This is a genomic window from Micromonospora avicenniae (assembly GCF_900156065.1).
GTDB classification, from domain to species: Bacteria; Actinomycetota; Actinomycetes; order Mycobacteriales; family Micromonosporaceae; genus Micromonospora; species Micromonospora avicenniae.
Map to the genome: position 1 here is coordinate 370,464 of NZ_FTNF01000002.1, position 17,539 is coordinate 388,002.

At 73.4% G+C, this 17,539-nt stretch carries 16 protein-coding genes; 7 read left to right on the forward strand and 9 right to left on the reverse strand.

Annotation, left to right across the window (positions count from 1 at the left end; all coding sequences use genetic code 11):
• Window positions 1-2: 2 nt before the first annotated feature.
• Window positions 3-704, reverse strand: a complete 702-nt coding sequence (locus BXA10_RS04960) for a lysophospholipid acyltransferase family protein (RefSeq protein WP_076467960.1) — start codon at window positions 702-704, stop codon at window positions 3-5.
• A 554-nt stretch (window positions 705-1,258) separates the two neighbouring features.
• On the opposite strand from BXA10_RS04960, the gene BXA10_RS04965 reads away from it, so the two are divergent.
• Together BXA10_RS04965 and BXA10_RS04970 are read left to right on the forward strand one after the other, a co-directional pair.
• Window positions 1,259-2,098, forward strand: coding sequence for a hypothetical protein (locus BXA10_RS04965; RefSeq protein WP_076467961.1), 840 nt, complete (start codon window positions 1,259-1,261; stop codon window positions 2,096-2,098).
• Between the two features lie 178 nt (window positions 2,099-2,276).
• A complete protein-coding gene (locus tag BXA10_RS04970; protein WP_076468305.1) occupies window positions 2,277-3,755 on the forward strand; it encodes an alpha,alpha-trehalose-phosphate synthase (UDP-forming) in 1,479 nt (492 codons plus the stop codon).
• Window positions 3,756-3,760: 5 nt separating this feature from the next.
• Here the strand turns inward: BXA10_RS04970 and BXA10_RS04975 are convergent, their stop codons facing one another.
• The 6 genes from BXA10_RS04975 to BXA10_RS05000 form a co-directional block, all read right to left on the reverse strand.
• Window positions 3,761-4,573, reverse strand: a complete 813-nt coding sequence (locus BXA10_RS04975) for an alpha/beta hydrolase (RefSeq protein ID WP_076467963.1) — start codon at window positions 4,571-4,573, stop codon at window positions 3,761-3,763.
• A gap of 52 nt (window positions 4,574-4,625) precedes the next feature.
• Window positions 4,626-6,026: a flavin-containing monooxygenase gene (locus BXA10_RS04980; RefSeq protein WP_076467965.1), complete on the reverse strand. Its 1,401-nt coding sequence runs from the start codon at window positions 6,024-6,026 to the stop codon at window positions 4,626-4,628.
• Between the two features lie 146 nt (window positions 6,027-6,172).
• On the reverse strand, window positions 6,173-6,880 hold the full coding sequence (locus tag BXA10_RS04985) for an endonuclease/exonuclease/phosphatase family protein (protein ID WP_076467967.1): 708 nt from the start codon (window positions 6,878-6,880) through the stop codon (window positions 6,173-6,175).
• 14 nt (window positions 6,881-6,894) lie between these two features.
• Entirely contained in the window at window positions 6,895-7,842 is a 948-nt protein-coding gene (locus BXA10_RS04990; RefSeq protein WP_076467969.1) for an ROK family glucokinase, read from the reverse strand.
• Between the two features lie 70 nt (window positions 7,843-7,912).
• Window positions 7,913-8,563, reverse strand: coding sequence for a hypothetical protein (locus BXA10_RS04995; protein ID WP_076468307.1), 651 nt, complete (start codon window positions 8,561-8,563; stop codon window positions 7,913-7,915).
• Window positions 8,564-8,603: 40 nt separating this feature from the next.
• Window positions 8,604-9,059 (reverse strand): SRPBCC family protein, encoded by a 456-nt coding sequence (locus BXA10_RS05000; RefSeq protein WP_076467971.1) that lies wholly within the window; start codon window positions 9,057-9,059, stop codon window positions 8,604-8,606.
• 164 nt (window positions 9,060-9,223) lie between these two features.
• On the opposite strand from BXA10_RS05000, the gene BXA10_RS05005 reads away from it, so the two are divergent.
• From BXA10_RS05005 to BXA10_RS05025, 5 genes are all read left to right on the forward strand, one after another.
• The gene (locus BXA10_RS05005; RefSeq protein ID WP_076467973.1) at window positions 9,224-11,029 is read left to right on the forward strand and encodes an AMP-dependent synthetase/ligase; all 1,806 of its coding nucleotides are present in this window, start codon (window positions 9,224-9,226) and stop codon (window positions 11,027-11,029) included.
• 14 nt (window positions 11,030-11,043) lie between these two features.
• Window positions 11,044-12,732 carry a GAF domain-containing sensor histidine kinase gene (locus BXA10_RS05010; RefSeq protein ID WP_076467975.1) on the forward strand — a complete coding sequence of 563 codons (1,689 nt, stop codon included), beginning with the start codon at window positions 11,044-11,046 and terminating at the stop codon, window positions 12,730-12,732.
• A 7-nt stretch (window positions 12,733-12,739) separates the two neighbouring features.
• Window positions 12,740-13,408 (forward strand): response regulator transcription factor, encoded by a 669-nt coding sequence (locus tag BXA10_RS05015; RefSeq protein WP_076467977.1) that lies wholly within the window; start codon window positions 12,740-12,742, stop codon window positions 13,406-13,408.
• A gap of 261 nt (window positions 13,409-13,669) precedes the next feature.
• Window positions 13,670-14,254 carry a TetR/AcrR family transcriptional regulator gene (locus BXA10_RS05020; RefSeq protein WP_076467979.1) on the forward strand — a complete coding sequence of 195 codons (585 nt, stop codon included), beginning with the start codon at window positions 13,670-13,672 and terminating at the stop codon, window positions 14,252-14,254.
• Between the two features lie 27 nt (window positions 14,255-14,281).
• A complete protein-coding gene (locus tag BXA10_RS05025; protein WP_076467981.1) occupies window positions 14,282-14,953 on the forward strand; it encodes a lysophospholipid acyltransferase family protein in 672 nt (223 codons plus the stop codon).
• A 44-nt stretch (window positions 14,954-14,997) separates the two neighbouring features.
• On the opposite strand, the gene BXA10_RS05030 is transcribed toward BXA10_RS05025, so the two are convergent.
• Entirely contained in the window at window positions 14,998-16,122 is a 1,125-nt protein-coding gene (locus tag BXA10_RS05030; RefSeq protein WP_076467983.1) for a glycosyltransferase family 4 protein, read from the reverse strand.
• Window positions 16,119-17,378 carry a M48 family metallopeptidase gene (locus BXA10_RS05035; protein ID WP_076467985.1) on the reverse strand — a complete coding sequence of 420 codons (1,260 nt, stop codon included), beginning with the start codon at window positions 17,376-17,378 and terminating at the stop codon, window positions 16,119-16,121. The genes BXA10_RS05030 and BXA10_RS05035 overlap by 4 nt, the downstream gene beginning before the upstream one ends.
• Between the last annotated feature and the right edge of the window lie 161 nt (window positions 17,379-17,539).

The window sequence follows — 17,539 nt, forward strand, 5'->3', positions numbered from 1 at the left end:
GGTCAGGCGGCCACCGGTTCGGCCGGGGCGGGCGGCTGGTTCTTCACCTTCTGCGCGTAGACGTCGACGTACTCCCGGCCGGAGAGTTCCATCAGCTCGTACATGATCTCGTCGGTGACCGCCCGCTCGACGAAGCGGTCGCCGGTCATGCCGCGGTAGCGGGAGAAGTCGAGCGGCGTCCCGAAGCGGATCCGTACCCGGGCGATCTTCGGGATCAGCTTGCCGGGCGGCTGGATCTCGTCGGCGTTCAGCATCACCACCGGCACCACCGGCGCGCCGCTCTCCAGGGCCAGCCGGGCAACTCCGGTCTTGCCCCGGTAGAGCCGCCCGTCCGGCGACCGCGTGCCCTCCGGGTAGATGCCGGCGATCCCGCCGCGCCGTAGCACCTTGAGCTGGGTGTCGAGCGCGGCCCGGGCCGCCCGCCCGCCGGAGCGGTCGACGGGAATGGTGCCGGTGCTGACGAAGAACATCTTGGTCAGCCAGCCCTTGACCCCCTTGCCGGTGAAGTACTCGGCCTTCGCGACGAAGGTGACCTTCCTCCGGACCATCAACGGAGTGAAGATCGAGTCGGAGAAGGAGAGGTGGTTGCTGGCCAGGATCACCGGACCGGCGGCCGGCACGTGGTGCAGCCCCTCCACCTGCGGACGGAAGACCACCCTCAGCAGCGGGCCGAGGAGCACGTACTTCATCAGCCAGTAGAACACCGGCGTCCCTTCCCAGTGGCGGTCGCGACGTCGCCCGGCCGCTCGGCCTGTCGGTCAGGAGGCCGGCCGGTCGTCAGGTGAGAAGCCTACGAATCGCGGGCACCGCCCACAACGATCGATCAGGCTCGTTCGGAAATCACCGGCACGGCAGCCAACTGGCCGCGGTTGACGGTCGTTCGAGGCATGGTCGACTCGGCTTCAAGGAAGTCGGGGTGTCCCGCTCACCCGGACCGACCGAGTTCAATGAAGTCGAGTCGATCATCCCGCCGGCCGCCGAGTTTTCCGGAGCCAATCGGAGTAGCGGTAAGCCGGAGTAGCGGCGAGCCGCAAGCCCACCCGGGCGCATTCCACCCCCTCCCACCTCCTGACGCCCTCCGCACAAACGGACATACGACCCCGCCCGCGACCAGCGGCACGCCCGCCGAGTTTGGAAGACGCGACACAACGCACTCCCGCAACAGGGTCGTGACGTGTCACGATTCAAAGCACGGCGTGCGAGTCCGCGCCGAGGGGCTGGGGCGGCCGCGCCGAAGGCGCGTTGAGGAGGGTGTCCGGTGACAGCGGGTGGGGCCCGCCGGGGACGGCGGGACAACGGGCTCGACGCGAGCGAGTACGCCGTCGCCGGCGACGTGGATCCACGCGTCGGCGAACACCTGCTGGACGTCCTGGCCGCCGGTGGTATCGCCGCGTACCTCCAGCCGTCGGCCGATCTCAATCCGGTCACCCGCACCACCACGGTGCCGGCCCGGCCGGTGGACCGCCTCTACGTCGACCGTTCGCATCTGACGACCGCCCGCGACTACCTGAGCCAGCTCGCTGACGAGGGCACGCCGGAGCAGCCCCGCCCCGACGAGCCCGACATCGACGCCGAGTGGGCCCGGATCGTAGCCGGCTTCCACACCACGCCCGCCGCCGGCGCCCATCCCTGGCCGGCCGCCGAGGACATCGACGAGTCCGGCGGCCCGACCGGGGGCCCACTGGCCCGGGCCGGCACCGACGAGACCGGCCCGACCGCCACCGACGTCCGCCGCCTGCCGTACGCGGCCGACATCTCGGGCGTGTCGCTCGGGCGCTCCGACCGGCACGACGAGCCGTCGCTGCTCGACGGGCTGGACACCTTCGGCGCCGACCTGCCGGACGACGAGGAGGACCGCTACACCCCGCCTCCGCCGCCGCCGCTGCCCCGGATCTCCAAGTACGCCGTGGTCGGCGTGCTCGCCGTGGTGGTCGGCTTCGTGCTCTTCCTCTTCCCGTCGTTGCTGCCGGTCGACCGTTCGATGGTCACGCTTGTCGGTTTCACCGGCATCCTCGCCGGTTTCGTCACGCTGGTCTGGCGGCTGCGTCCCGGCGGCGACGAGGACGACCGCGACCCGGACGACGGCGCGGTCGTCTGAGCGGTCGGTCACCCGGAGATCACCTACCGCATCTCGGGACGGCGGCCGCCCGCAGCGGACGCGCGAGTGGTGTAACTTACGGTCAGTAGGAATACCGCTGTACGTCACCTCCCTCCGCTGACTGACCGGTTTTTCCTTCCTCGTGGCGGTCAGTCCCCTGCTGATCGGAATGCCCGAGATGCGACATAGTTCACTGGTGGTGGTGGCCAACCGCCTGCCGATAGACGACAGTGCCGCCCCCGACGGCGCGTGCGAGTGGCGGCGCAGTCCCGGCGGGTTGGTGAGCGCGCTGCACCCGCTGCTGCGGCACACCCCCGCGACCTGGGTCGGCTGGGCCGGCGGCACCGGAGCCGCCCCCACTCTGCCCGACGTCGACGGCGTGCGTCTGCGCGCCGTCCCGCTCACCGCCGAGGACCAGCGCGATCACTACGAGGGGTTCGCCAACTCGACCCTCTGGCCGCTCTACCACGACGCGGTCGAGCAGCCCGAACACCACCGGCGCTGGTGGGAGGCGTACCAGCGGGTCAACCGGCGGTTCGCCGAGGCCGCCGCGGACGTCGCCGAGCCGGGCGCGGTGGTCTGGGTGCAGGACTACCACCTGCACCTGGTCCCCGGCCTGCTCCGCGGGATGCGGCCCGACCTGCGCATCGGCTTCTTCCTGCACGTGCCGTTCCCGCCACCGGAGCTGTTCATGCAGCTCCCCCGCCGGGCCGAACTGCTACGCGGCATGCTCGGCGCCGACCTGATCGGGTTCCAACGCGTCCAGGCCGCGCACAACTTCGCCCAGCTCGTGGCCAAGGTGCTGAACCTGCCCGCCACGGACCGGCGGATCGGCGTCGGAGAACGGGTCGTACGCATCGGCGCGTTCCCGGTCTCCATCGACACCGCCGAGATGGCCGCGCTCGCCGCCCGTCCCGACGTCGCCGCCCGGGCGCAGCGGCTGAGGCAGGACCTCGGCCGCCCCGAGCGCGTGATCCTCAGCGTCGACCGCATGGACTACACCAAGGGCATCGAGCAGCGGCTCAAGGCGTACAGCGAGCTGCTGGCGAGCGGGCACGTCAAGGTCCGCGACACGGTGCTGGTGCAGGTCGCCGTGCCGAGCCGGGAGCGGGTCGGCCAGTACCAGATCCTGCGGGAACGGGTCGAGCGCGAGGTCGGCCGGATCAACGGCGAGTTCGGCCGGGTCGGGGAGCCGGCGATCCACTACCTCACCCAGCCGTTCGACCGGGCCGAGCTGGCCGCCCTCTACCGGGTCGCCGACGTGATGGCGGTGACCCCGCTGCGCGACGGGATGAACCTCGTGGCCAAGGAGTACGTGGCCGCCCGGGTCGACGACACCGGAGCGCTGCTGCTCAGCGAGTTCGCCGGAACGGCCGCCGAGCTGTCCCAGGCGTACCTGGTCAACCCCCACGACCTGGAAGGGCTGAAGGAGGGGCTGCTCGCCGCGCTGCGCGCCGCCCCGGCCGACGTGAGCAGACGGATGCGGGCCATGCGGGCGCACCTGCACGAGCACGACATCCGGGCGTGGGCGCGCTCGTACCTCAGCGCGCTGGACGAGACCGGCCCGCTGGTGCAGCGGATGGTGGCCGCGACGGACGCCCTGCCCACCCAACCGGCCCGTTCCGCCGCCCGGGTCGAGCACCACCCGGGCGGCTGACCCGATCAGCGCGCCACCGGCTCCTTCTCGAGCCAGTCCAGCAACGCGTCGACCGGCTCGCGCCAACGCGCGTCGAGCATCAGGTCGTGCCCCATCCCGGGGAAGAGCAGCGGCGCCGAGCCGTAGCGCCGGGCCACCCGGTTGAGCGCGGCGGGCGGCACGACCCGGTCGTCGGGGCTGCCCAGCACCAGCACCGGCGGGTCCCCGACCGGCGGCTCCAGCTCCGGACCGGAGAGCAGCTGCCACTGGGCCCGCCGGCTCGCCCGGCCCAGCGCCGACACGTACCGCCGGGCCTCCGCGTCGGGCAACTCACGGCTGAACAGCTGCGCGCGGCTGAGCCGCAACCGCCCGCCGAACGCCGCGGGCAGGGTGCCCGCCGGGTTGCGGCGCAGCGCCGCGCCGAGCGTCCCCCAGCCTCCGAAGACCGGCGAGACCAGCACCGCCGCCCGGGCCGGATAGCGGGCCAGCGCGTGCGCCACCACGAGCGCCCCGGCACCGTGCCCCACCAGCACCGCCTGGCGCGGCAGGCCAGCGGCCGCCTGGACCACGTCATGGACGTACGACCGCAGCGACGTCCGCGCCGCGGCTTCGCTGCCACCCTGCCCGCGCAGGCTCAGCGCGTGCGCCGGGAACCCACGGGACACGGCGTGACTCAGCCAGTGCTCGGCGAACGCCCATGCCCCGTGTCCGAAGCCCGGTACGAAGAGCAGCGGCGGACGCCCCTGCTCCGGCTCCGGGATCGCGCTGACCACCTCTCGCCGGACCGGTCGGACCGGCCGCGCCCACTCCTGCCCCCGGATGATCCGGACCTTGCTCACGGATTCAGCCCTTCGTTCGCGACTGCGGGGCTCGCAGACCGACCGTGCCCGCTCACTTGCCCTCCAGGGAGTCGAGGGCGCGCTGGACGGCGCGCAGGTACTCCACGTGGCCGACCTCGAACCAGTGCCGGGTGCTGTCCTTCACCGGGCCCGAGTAGCGCTCTCCCGCCCGGGCCTGGACGGTCGCGGCGAACGCGGCCGCCCGGTCGGGGTGGGTACGGCGCAGCTGGAGCAGCCGGGCGAACAGCACAGCCTGCCAGTGCGCCAGTGTGAACAGACCCGAGTCCGGCTGGAGCAGGCCGACCACGGCCAGCGTCGGGTGGCCCGGCGCGAACGCGTTGAGCCAGAGGTTGGGGCGGCCGGTGCCGGAGTCGTCGCCGAGCACCAACGGATCGAGGAAGTCGAAGCGCGGCAGGTAACCCGTGGCGAAGACGACCAGCTCCGGTTCGATCTGCCGGCCGTCGGTGAGCTGCACGCCGTACGGGCTGAAGCGGGCGACGTCCGGCACGGGCGTGATCGCGCCGTGCCCCACGTGGTAGACGAGCTGGCTGTTCGCGATCGGGTGGGTCTCGTACACCCGGTGGTCCGGCTTCGGCAGGCCGAAGCGGGTCAGGTCGCCGACGGTGAGCCGCAGCGTCGAGTGGTAGAGCCACTGCCGCATCCGTAGCGGCACCCGCAGCGCGAGCAACGCGTCGTTGACCTGGTCGGCGGGGCGTCCGAGGACGTACTTCGGGGCGTACCAGTAGCCGCGCCGGGTGGAGTGCCAGCACTGGGACGCCTGCTGCGCCGCCTCGACGGCGATGTCGCAGCCGGTGTTGCCGGCGCCCACCACCAGGACCCGTTTGCCGCGCAACTGGGCCGGATCCTTGTACGAGGACGCGTGCATGACCTCGCCGCGGTACTCCTCCAGTCCCTCGTAGCTCGGCAGCTTCGGCGACCAGTTGTGCCCGTTGGCGACCACCACGGCCGCGTAGCGGGAAGTGCGCTCGGGGCCGTACCCGCCGGTGCTGCGGGTGGTGACGTCCCAGCCTTCCCCCTCGACCGGTTCGACCCGGATCACCTCGGTGCCGAACCAGATGTGCGAACGCAGGTCGAAGTGGTCGGCGTACCGCTCGAAGTAGGCCAGCAGCTGGCTGTGGTGCGGGTAGTCCGGCCAGGAGTCCGGCATCGGGAAGTCGGGGAACTGGGTGAACGGCCGTGACGAGATCAGGTGCGTGCTGGCGTAGACCGGGCTGCGGTCGTGGCGCCAGTTCCACGCGCCGCCGACCCCGGTCTCCCGCTCGTAGCAGTCGACTCCGAAACCCTGTTCCCTGAGGTTCTTCATGGCGGTCAGGCCGCTGGCCCCGGCGCCGATCACGCAGACCGTGTCGCCCCGGTCGGAGACCGGGCGGCCGTCGCGGCTCAGGGCGAGCGTGGTCGCCTCCGGTTCGGGCCGGTCGGTGGAGGTGGACACCGGAACATCTCCTTCGTGCGGCACGGGCGCCGGTCGCCGCGAAATCCTCTCCACATCGGAGCCGGTTGTCCAGCCCTGGCGCGTACCGCGTCGTCGCGGTCGCCACCTTGTGCCCGGCGCGGTGCGGCCGGCGTGGCCGGGCGGTCTCAGCCGGTGACCGGCAGCAGCAGGTCGACCAGGACCGGGAAGTGGTCGCTGGCCCGGCGGGTCTGCGGAGTGTCCACCACGTCGTAGTCGACCACGGTGATCCGCGGGTCGACGAAGAGCGCGTCGATTCGCCGGCGGGGGTCGGCGCAGGAGTAGGTGAGCCGGTCGGCGCGGTCGGCCGCCACCGCCGCGTCGGTGAGCCCGCGGGCGATGGTGGCCCAGGCCGGAGCGTCCGGTCCCTCGTTGAGGTCCGCGCCCGCCACGACGGGCGTGGCCGCGGCGTCCAGCTCCCGCTTGAACAGGGCGGCCTGCCCGGGACGCTCGGCCGGGTCGGTGGACAGGTGCGACCCGGCCAGGGTGAACCGGGCGCCGCCGGCGACCACGCAGTCGGCGTACGCGGCGCCGCGCAGGTGCCGCCCCGGGGTGAGCGGGAACTGCTGGCACCGGGTGGCGAGCACCCGGACCCGCAGACTGGTCAGCAGCAGATTGCCCAGCGCGGGCAGGCCGCCGCCCGCCACCACCAGGCCGAACGACTCGGCGAGCGCGGCCGACTTGTGCCGCCAGCGGAACCGCCGCGGCCCCTCCTGCACGATCACCACGTCCGGGGCCGCGCCGCGCACCACCGCGGCCAGCGCGGCCGCGTCGTCGCGCTGGCCGTGGACGTTGTACGACACCACTCGCAGCGGCACACCGGAGCTTTCCGTCACGGCGCCCCGCCCGCCTACATCCGCCGGGCCAGGTCCGCGGCGCCGATGACGCCCGCGCGGTTGCCCAGCTCGGCCGGGCGGATCTCGGCGACCGGGAGCCGGCTGCGCTGGGCGAGCGATTCGAGGTAGGAGCGCCGGGTCGGGCCCATCAGCAGGTCACCGGCCTCGATCACACCGCCGCCGACGACCAGCACCTGCGGGTCGAGGATCTGGGCCATGTCCGCCAGGCTGGTGCCGAGCCAACGGCCGACCTGGGCGAAGACCTCGATCGAGACCGGGTCGCCGCCCTTGGCCGCCGCGGTGACCATCGGTCCGGTGATCGCCTCGGCCTCACCACCGGCCAGTTCCAGCAGCGCCGCGGCTCGGTTCGGCTCCTGCCGTGCGGCGGCGCGCGCGAAGCGGACCAGCGCGCTGCCGCTCGCGTACTGCTCGATGCAGCCGAGCCGCCCGCAGCCGCACTGGTGGCCGTCCGGCACGGTCAGCATGTGGCCCAGTTCGGCGGCGATGCCGTGCGCACCGCGGACCAACTCGCCACCGAGCACGATGCCGCCACCCACTCCGGTGCCGATGGTGAACATGACCATCGAGTCGTCGGCGTGCCGGGCGGCCCCGTGGCGGAACTCCGCCCAGGCGGCCACGTTGCCGTCGTTCTCCACGATCACCGGCAGGCCGCTCTTGTTGCTGACGTAGTCGCGCAGCGGCTCGTCGCGCCACGCCAGGTTCGGGGCGAAGAGCACGGTGGAACGGCTCGCGTCGATCCAGCCCGCGGCGCCGACGCCGACCGCCTCGATCGACCGGCCCGCGGCCAGCTCACTGACCAGGTCCGTGATGACGTCCCGGGTCTTGGCGACGTCCTCGGCGGGGGTGTCCCGTCGGGCGTGCACGAGCACCTTGCCGGTCTCGTCCACGACACCGCCGGCGACCTTCGTGCCACCGACGTCGATCCCGATGGTCAGCGTCACCGCTGCCGCTCCCCTCTGCTGTGCTGCCCCGCCCGCGCCGGCAGTGCCGGCGAGTGCGGGATGTCCTTGGTCAGGCCCCGTCGCCCGGTGCGTCCGCGCCCACGTCACCGGGGGCACGCGACGCGGGCACCACGGGCCGGTCGGCCGCCGGTGCGGCCGACCCGGCCTCGTCGACGGGCGGCACCGTGGCGGCCGGGGCGGTCGCGTCGTCCGCCCGGGTCGCGGCGGACCATACGTCCTCCGCCGACACCGGCTGAGAATCATGCCCCTTACGGGTGGCCTCGCGCCACACGAGGTCGGTGTCTGACGCGCCACCCGCCGGCGCCGGGTGCGGGGGCGCGGGCTGCGGGGACGGATCCGCGGAGGCGAACGCGCGCAGGAGACTTGCCACGCCGGCCGCCAGATCGCCCGCGCCGGTGGCGAGTCTCTCGGCGAATTCGGGACTCGGGTCACGAATCGCGGCGATACCGCGACAGACCGGACAGATGCAACACTCGGCCGTTCCGGTGGCGAAGCCACCACCTTCCGGGCGGGACTCCCCTTCCGGACGGGGCCCCCCGTCCGGCCGGCCGCTGTGACCGAGGACACCGCTCAAGATCCCACCGAGCGGGCCCCAGGGCCCCGCGGCGGGGTTCGCGGCGGCCAACCGCGCGGTCGCCAGCAGCGTGGCGACGAGTCGCTCCGCCTCCTCCCGGGCCGAGCCCGGATCCGTTGCCACCATGGTCGGCTCCTCTACCGTGGCGGCCGGGCCGCCGGACGCGTCACTGCGCCGCACCGGGTGCTTCTACCCGGCGCTTGAGCTGCTTCAACGCGGTATCCATGATCATTTTCTCTGCCTTGCGACGAAACATGCCGAGCATTCCGACGGAGAGCTCCACCTCGAGCGTGTAGGTCACCGTGGTCGTGCCGTCCGGGTTCCCCACCAGGTCGTACGAGCCCTGCTGCGCCCGCTGCATCTTCGACGGTGCCACCAGGTGCCACTCGATCCGGGTCAGATCCTCGGCATAGGCGTAGGCGAGCACGTACTCGTCGGCCATCACGCCGGCGTCGATGGTGAACCGGACCTGGCTGGCGTAGCCGTCCTCGTACTCCTCGATCACCTCGACCCGGCGCATCGCCTCGGTCCATTCCGGGTAGCGCGAGAAGTCGCAGATGACCGCCGCCACCTGATCCGGTGGTGCGTCGATGACGATCGACTGGGTGGAGGAGTCCGCCATGGGGGGAGGCTACCCGGCTCAGGGGCACGCCCGGCCGTCCCGCCCCCACGCCACACCCGGCAGGAACCTACCCGGAGCGCCTGGACGGCGGTACGGGTAGGTTTCGACAGAGCCGACCCGTGGGTGGCGGCCGGCCGACCAGTGCGAGCACGAGGGAGTGCAGGGTGCGCGAGTTCTCCGTCCCGCCGATCGTCACCGTCGGCGACTCCGCCAACCTCACCGACCCCGTCTGGGACAACGCGGAGATCGCGCCCGACACCGTGCAGTTCGTCCGGCCCACCGGGGCCGGCGACGGACCGGCCTGGACCGACGTCACCTGCCTGCAGTTCCGCGACGAGGTCGCCGCCGTGGCCCGGGGCCTGGTCGCGGCCGGCGTACAGCCCGGTGACCGGGTCGGGCTCATGAGCCACACCCGCTACGAGTGGACCCTCGTCGACTACGCGATCTGGGCCGCGGGCGGCGTCACGGTGCCGATCTACGAGACGTCCAGCGCCGAGCAGGCCGCCTGGATCCTCGCCGACTCCGGCGCCGTGGCCTGCGTGGTCGAGACCAACGCCCACGCCACCCTGCTCGCCGGCGTCCGCGATCGCCTTCCGGACCTCGGCAACGTCTGGCAGATCGACCTCGGCGCGGTGGACGATCTGGTCGCCGCGGGCGCGTCGGTCGACCCGGCGGAGATCGACCGGCGCCGCGCGGCGTGCCGCGCCGGCGACGTGGCCACGATCATCTACACCAGCGGCACCACCGGCCGCCCCAAGGGCTGCGTCATCACGCACCGGAACATGTACGCCGACATCGCCAACGCGGTGCCCGTGCTGCCGAACCTGTTCAACCCGGGCGCCTCCACGCTGCTCTTCCTCCCCCTGGCGCACGCCTTCGCCCGGCTCATCCAGGTCGGCGTGGTGCACGCCCGGGCCACGATGCGGCACTGCGGCGACCCGAAGAACCTGGTCGCGGAGCTGCAGGAGTTCCGCCCCACCTTCCTGCTCTCCGTTCCCCGCGTCTTCGAGAAGGTCTACAACGCGGCCCAGCAGAAGGCCGAGGCCGACGGGAAGGGCGGCATCTTCGCCCGCGCCGAGCGGGTGGCCATCGCGTACAGCGAGGCGTTGGAGTCCCCCGGCGGACCGGGCTTCGGGCTGCGGGCCCAGCACGCGCTCTTCGATCGGCTGGTCTACCGCAAGCTGCGCGCGGCCCTCGGCGGCCGGTGCCGGGACGCCATCTCCGGCGGCGCCCCGCTCGGCGCCCGGCTGGGCCACTTCTTCCGGGGCATCGGGGTGACGGTGCTGGAGGGGTACGGGTTGACCGAGACGGCGCCTGCCGCCGCCGCGAACCTGTCCTCGGCCACCCGGATCGGCACGGTCGGCCGGCCGCTGCCCGGCGTGAGCATCCGCATCGAGGACGACGGCGAGATCCTCATCGCCGGCGAGCTGGTCTTCGACGGGTACTGGCGCAATCAGGAGGCGACCGCCGAGGTGCTCGCCGACGGCTGGTTCCGCACGGGCGACCTGGGCCGGCTCGACAACGACGGCTACCTCAGCATCACCGGCCGGAAGAAGGAGATCATCGTGACGGCCGGCGGCAAGAACGTCGCCCCGGCCGTGCTGGAGGACCAGGTCCGGGCACACCCGCTGGTCAGCCAGTGTCTGGTCGTCGGCGACCAGAAGCCGTTCATCGCGGCGCTCGTCACCCTCGACGAGGAGGCGCTGCCGCGGTGGCTCGAGTCGGCCGGACTGCCCGCCGACACGCCGGTGGCCGAACTGCGCGAGCACGAGGGGCTGCGCGCCGAGATCCAGAAGGCCGTCGACGCCGCCAACGCCACGGTCTCGAGGGCCGAGTCCATCAAGGTGTTCCGGATCCTCCCCCGCGACTTCACCGAGGCGACCGGCGAGTTGACCCCGTCGCTCAAGGTCAAGCGCCAGGTCGTGCACAAGACGTACGCGGCGGAGATCGCCGAGATCTACCAAGGCTGACTACCATCCGTCACGTGCCCGCCTCGACAACCGCCGCCCGACCTCACCCCCTCGCCGCCGCCGCGCGCCTGGTGATGCTGGCGCTGGTCGCCGTGCTGACCCTCTTCGCCACCCGCGAGCTGGTCCAACTCTGGTGGATCGCGCTGCTCGCCGTGGCCGGGCTGCCCGCCCTGCTGGCTCCGCAGCACCGGGTGATCGCCCCGCTCAGCCGGGTGGCGGAGGTGGTGGTGCTGGGGCTGGCCGCCAGCCACGTGGCGGCGGTGGCCCTGGTGGGCGGGTCGATCCACGGCCTCGGGGCGTCCGCGGTGCTGCCGTACCTCGCGGTGCCGGTGACCGTCACCGCGCTGCGCCGCCGGTTCCGGGAGGGCGCCGCGCTGCTCGCGGTGGCCGCCGCCGCCCTGCTGGTCAGCGGCGTGCTCACCGAGGTCGACGGGGAACGGCAGATCACCCAGCCGGGCTACCTGGCCGTCTGCGTGCAGTGGCTGATCCTCGCGGTGCTCGGGCTCTACGCCGCGCACACCCTGCACCGCGTGATGCAGGCACGCGGTGACGGCAAGCCGCAGCCGTACGCCGAGGCGACCCGCCTGCTCACCCAGCTGCGTACGGTGGCCCGGCAGCTGCCCGGCGCGACCCTGGACCCCGGCGGGATCTCCGAGCATCTGCTCGAGGAGCTGCGCAACGTGGCGCCGGGCGACCGGGCGGCCGTGCTCTCGGCCAGCGGCGGGGGGCGGCTCGTGGTGCTCGCCCAGGTCGGGGTGGACCGGGTCGACTGGGAGACCACGCTCGACGCGGACTCGGCGATCGCCGACGCCTGGGCCAGCCAGCAGCCGCAGACCGCAGGCCGGTCGCAGGCCCGGTCGCACCCGGGCGGCGACGTCTCCGCGCTGATCGTGCCGCTGGTCGCCGGCGTCCGTACCGTCGGCCTGGTGGTGCTGGAGGCCGACGCAGCGCACGCCTACCCGTCGCCGGTGGTGTCCCGGGTGACCGCCCTGACCGGCCCGGCCGCGCTGCGGCTGGAGGCGGCGCTGCTCTTCGACGAGGTCCGCTCGCTGGCCACCAACGAGGAGCGGCAGCGCCTGGCCAGGGAGATCCACGACGGTGTCGCCCAGGAGCTGGTGATGGTCGGCTACGGCATCGACAACGCCCTGGCCACCGTCCACGAGGACGCGGACGAGACCGCCGAGGCGCTGCGTACGCTGCGCGGTGAGGTGACCCGGGTGATCACCGAGCTGCGGCTGAGCCTGTTCGAGCTGCGCAGCGAGGTGGACCGGCACGGCGGACTGGCCGCCGCGATCGCCGAGTACGCCCGCACCGTCGGCGCGTCCGCCGGCCTGCGGGTGCACCTGTCGCTGGACGAGTCGACGGCCCGGCTGCCCGCCGCCACGGAGGCGGAGCTGCTCCGTATCGCGCAGGAGGCGGTGACCAACGCCCGCAAGCACGCCGGGGCGTCCAACCTCTGGGTCACGTGCGAGGTCGACCCGCCGTACGCGCAGATCGAAGTGTCGGATGACGGTCAGGGGATCGCTGACCAGCGGCCCGACGGGCGGTACGGTCTTGCGATCATGGCCGAGAGGGCGGAACGTATCCGGGGCCGGTTGGAGATTCGGCCACGGCGACCGAGCGGCACGACCGTGGCGGTGGTTCTCGGCACCTCGCCCCGGCGCGATAACGTGCGCGGTAGCGCAGCAGCAGAAGGGGAGTAACCCGAGGATGACCACAAGCCCGACACCGGCCGCCCGTACCAAGGTCCTTCTGGTCGATGATCACGACCTGATTCGGAAGGGTCTGCGGCACGCCTTCGAGCGGGACCGGCAGTTCGAGGTCGTCGGCGAGGCCGCCACGGCGGCGGAGGGTGTCCGCCAGGCGGGGGCGCTGCAGCCGGACGTGGTGATCATGGATCTCCGGTTGCCCGACGGCAGTGGCCTGGAGGCGACCCGGGCGCTTCGCAAGTCCAGCGCCTCCATGGGCATCGTGGTGCTGACCATGTACGCCGGCGACGACCAGCTCTTCGGCGCCCTGGAGGCCGGCGCCTCCGCCTTCGTGCCGAAGACCGCGCCGGCCGACGAGGTGGTGGCCGCCGCCCGGCATGCCGCCTCCTCGCCCAGCGCGTTCACCGCGGCCGACCTGGCCGAGGCGATGAAGCGCCGGCTGGCCCCCTCCGGCCCGCAGCTCTCTCCTCGTGAGGGCCAGGTGCTGCGGCTGCTCGCCGACGGCATGAGCGTCGCGGGCATCGCGAAGCAGCTCTTCGTCAGCGAGTCCACCGCCAAGACCCACATCTCGAAGCTCTACGAGAAGCTGGGTGCGGCCAACCGGGCGCAGGCGCTGATGACGGCGCTGCGGCTGGGCCTGCTCGAGGCCCCGGACGCGCCCAAGTTCTGATAGTCGCGCCGCCACCGGCGGCACGTCTCGGGACGCCCTGGATCCGCGCCGGCCGGACCGCCGGCGCGGATCTCTCGTATCGACCGGCGTCGCCTGCCGAAGTGGTGGCCGAGGCGTGCCGCGAGGCGGAACTGCGGGCGATCGGCTGCGACGCCGGCCAGGGGTGGCACTTCGGGCGTCCCGCGCCGGCGGAGCGGATCCTGGAACGCGTCGGCTGACCAGTCGTAGACATTGTCTACGCCCACCTGGTAGACAGTGTCCATGTCGGATTCGGAGCCGGACGTCCGCACGCGGCTGGTCGCTGCCGGGGTGGACCTGGTGCGCGACGAGGGACACGGGGCGGTCTCCCTGCGGGACATCGCCCGCCGAGCCGGTGTCTCGCACGGTGCGCCGCGACGCTACTTCCCCACCCATCTCGACCTGCTCTCGGCGATCGCCCGGCAGGGGTACGCCGACCTCGGCGACCGGATCGCCGCGATCGTGCGCGGCGCCGGACCGGACCCCCGCGAACGCCTCCTCGCCCTCGGCCGGGCCTACCTCGACTACGCCGCCGCGCAGCGCGGCATGTTCGAGCTGATGTTCCGCCACGACCTGCTGAACAGCGGCCGGCTCGGGCTACGCGACACCAGCCTGCCGCTGTTCACCCTGCTGGTCGACCTCGTCGCGCAGACACGGCGGCCGACCGACGCCGAAGCCACCGTCCTCGCCGGCGCGCTCTGGGCCAACCTGCACGGCCTCGCGCAGCTCTGGGCCTGGGGAAGCCTCCAACTCGCGACCGGTGCCACTGACGACGACGCGCTGCTGCGGGCCACGCTCGACGCGCACCTCGGCCCCGCCACCGCCTGACCCGCCCCGCAGCCGATCGGAGGAACCGTGCCCCTGCTCTACGACCTCGGCAAGCTGACCGTCGGAAACGCCCTGCGGCTCGGCTGGCAGCCACGGGTGGAGGGGCTCGTGCACGTGCCCCGCCACGGCGGCGCCATCCTCGCCGGCAACCACCTCTCCGTCGCCGACGAGCTCTTCCTGGCCGCTGTCACGCCCCGCCGTATCGCCTTCTGGGCCAAGTCGGAGTACTTCTCCGGCGGCGGTCTCCGCGGCTGGCTCAGCCGCCGCCTCGTCGGCGGCATGGGTGCCATCGCGGTCGAACGCGCCGGTGGCCGGGCGGTGCTCACCGCGTTCGACGCCGCCGTGCCCGTGCTCCGCGCCGGCGGTCTCGTCGCCGTCTACCCGGAGGGCACCCGCTCCCCCGACGGACGGCTGCATCGCGGCCGTACCGGCGTGGTGCGGCTGGCCCGGGACGCCGAGGTGCCGATCATCCCGGTCGGTGTCCTCGGCACCGCGGAGGTGCTGCCGATCGACGCGCGGCTGCCCCGCCGGCACCCGGTGACGCTACGGTTCGGTCCACCGATCCCGGTGGCCGGGCGCATCCACGGGCCACGCGACATCCGGACGCTCACCGACGAGGTGATGGCGGCGATCCAGCAGCTGACCGGCCAGGAGTACGTGCCCCGGTACGCCCCGAAGCGGGAGAAGCTGGCCGCCTGAGCGCCTGCGGTCGGTGGCCCGGCCCGGCAGGTGCGGGTCGCCGGTCAACCGGCGAGCAGGGCGGCCATCCGCTGGGCCTGGGTCTCCCAGCGCCACTCCTGCTCCACCCAGGCCCGACCGGCGGCACCGAACTGGCGGGCCAGGTCCCGGTCGGCGAGCAGCCGGGAGACCCGATCGGCGAGCTGGGCGACGTCACGGCCGTTCACCACGTACCCGGTCTCCCCCTCGCGCACCGCGTCCGGCGCGCCACCGGAGTCGCCGGCCACCACCGGCAGGCCGGTCGCGGACGCCTCCAGGTAGACGATGCCGAGGCCCTCCACGTCCAGCCCGCGGTTGCGGGTGCGGCACGGCATCGCGTAGACGTCGCCGGCCGCGTAGTGCGCGGGCAGTTCGGCCGCGGGCACCGACCCGGTGAAGACCACGTCCCGGTCCACACCGACCTGGCGGGCCAGCTTCTCGAGCGCGGCCCGGTACGGCCCACCACCGACCACCAGCAGAGCGGCGTCGGGGACCCGGCGAATGATCTCCGGCATGGCCCGGATGAGCATGTCCTGGCCCTTACGCGGAACCAGCCGGGACACGCAGACCACGACCGGCCGGTCGGAGAGCCCGAGCCGGGCCCGCACCGGCTCGCCGTCGACATCCGGGTGGTACGTGTCGACGTCCACCCCCGGCGCGAGCCGGTGCAGCTCGGTGAGCCCGGTCAACGCCCGCGCCAGCCGGACCCGGGTGTACTCGCCGAGGTACGTGGTCACGTCGACGCCCCGCCCGATGCGACGCAGCGCGGCGCGGGCGCCGGGCAGCGCGGCCCAGCCGATCTCGTGCCCGTGCGTCTGCGCCACCGCTCGGCGGATGCCCGCCCGGCGCCGTAGTCCGCCTGCGAGCAGCCCGAGCGGGGCCGCCGCGCCGAACCACACCGTGTCGCAGTCGTACGCCCGGGCGAGCCGCGCGGCCCGCCGCGCCACCAGCGGGGTGGGCAGCAGCACCCGGGTCCGTTCCCGGATCACCTCGAACGGCTGATCGGCGTCGAACTTCTCCGCCCCCCGCCAGGTGGACGCGTAGACCACCACCGAGCCGGTGGGCTGGCGCACCGCGAGGTTGTGCACGAAGGACTGGATCCCACCGGGGCGGGGCGGGAAGTCGTTCGTCACCAACAACGTCCGGCTCATCTGCCGGCCTCCCTGGCGTAGGCGCGGGCGGCGGCCATCCGCTCGACGGTGGACGGGTGGGTGGCGGAGTACAGGTACTCCCAGCGCGGCGGATCGGGGTCGGCCAGGTTGACGGTGGCCAGCCGGCGCTGCATGGACTCGAAGGCGGCCGGGTCCTCGGTGAGCGCGAGCGCGTGCGCGTCGGCACGTGCCTCGACCCGCCGGGAGATCAACGCCTGGATCGGCGTCGCGACCAGCCCGACGACCGTCACCAAGGCCACCAACAGCGGGAACGCGCGCGGCTGGGCGACCGAGTCGACGCCGGCCAACCTCAGCAGTGGCGCCCACGAGCCGATCAGGTAGAGCGCGACCACCGCCGCGGCGGCGCCGAGCGCGCCGGTCAGCGTGCCCACCGTGACGTCGCGGTCGCGGGCGTGCCCCAACTCGTGCGCGACGACTGCGGTCACCTCCTCCGGTGGGGCCTCGCGCAGCAGGGTGTCGTAGACGACCACGCGTCGGGTCGGCCCGATACCCGAGACGTACGCGTTGACCGCCCGCGTCCGGCGGGACGCGTCGGCGACCAGGACGTCGCGCACCGGCACCCCGTCGCGCGCCGCCAGCGCGATCAGCTCGGTACGCAGCGGGCCCTGCTCCATCGGGGTGAACCGGTTGAACACCGGTTCAACCAGCACCGGCAGGACGAAGGAGAGCAGCACCACCAGGCCGGCCGCCCCGGCCGCGCCGAACGCCCACCACCAGCGCGGGGCGAGCCGGATGACCGCGTAGAAGCCGAGCAGCGCCACCGCGCCGACCACCGCGCTCACCGCGTACGACTTGAGTAGGTCGATCACCCAGCCACCCCAGCCGTTGGTGCTCAGCCCGTAGCGGGTGAGCACGGCCTGCCGCCAGGCGGAGAACGGCAGGGTGACCAGGTCGGCGATGAGCACCACGGCGAGACCGCCGAGCACGGCCTGGGCGATCCAGTGCCCGCCGAAGGGGCGCCCGGCCAGCTCGATCAACCGGCTGCCCAGCGGGGTCAGTCCGAGGGCGAGGGCGATCAGCAGGCCCACGGCGATGCTCGCGTAACCCCCCGGGCGCAGCGCGGCCCGGAACTCGCGCCCGTGGGCCACCTGGTCGGCCGGCAGGGCGCGCAACGCGGCGAGCTGGTCGGCGCGGGGTGCCGGTGGGCGGTTCCAGGGGATCAGCAGGGCGGTGGTGACCACCAGCGCGAGGGCCAGCCCGGCCAGCGCCAGCAGCGCCCAGCCGCGCGGGCTCATCGCGGCACCCCGCCGCGCGGGCGCCCGTTACCGCCCCGCGATACCCGCGTCATCCCGCGCTCCTCCCGCTGTGACCGCCAATCCTAGGGCTCCCGTCCCCCACCGGGGCGGCGGTGCCCCGCCTGCTCGCGTCGAACGACCGCCGGGACGCGAGAAACGCG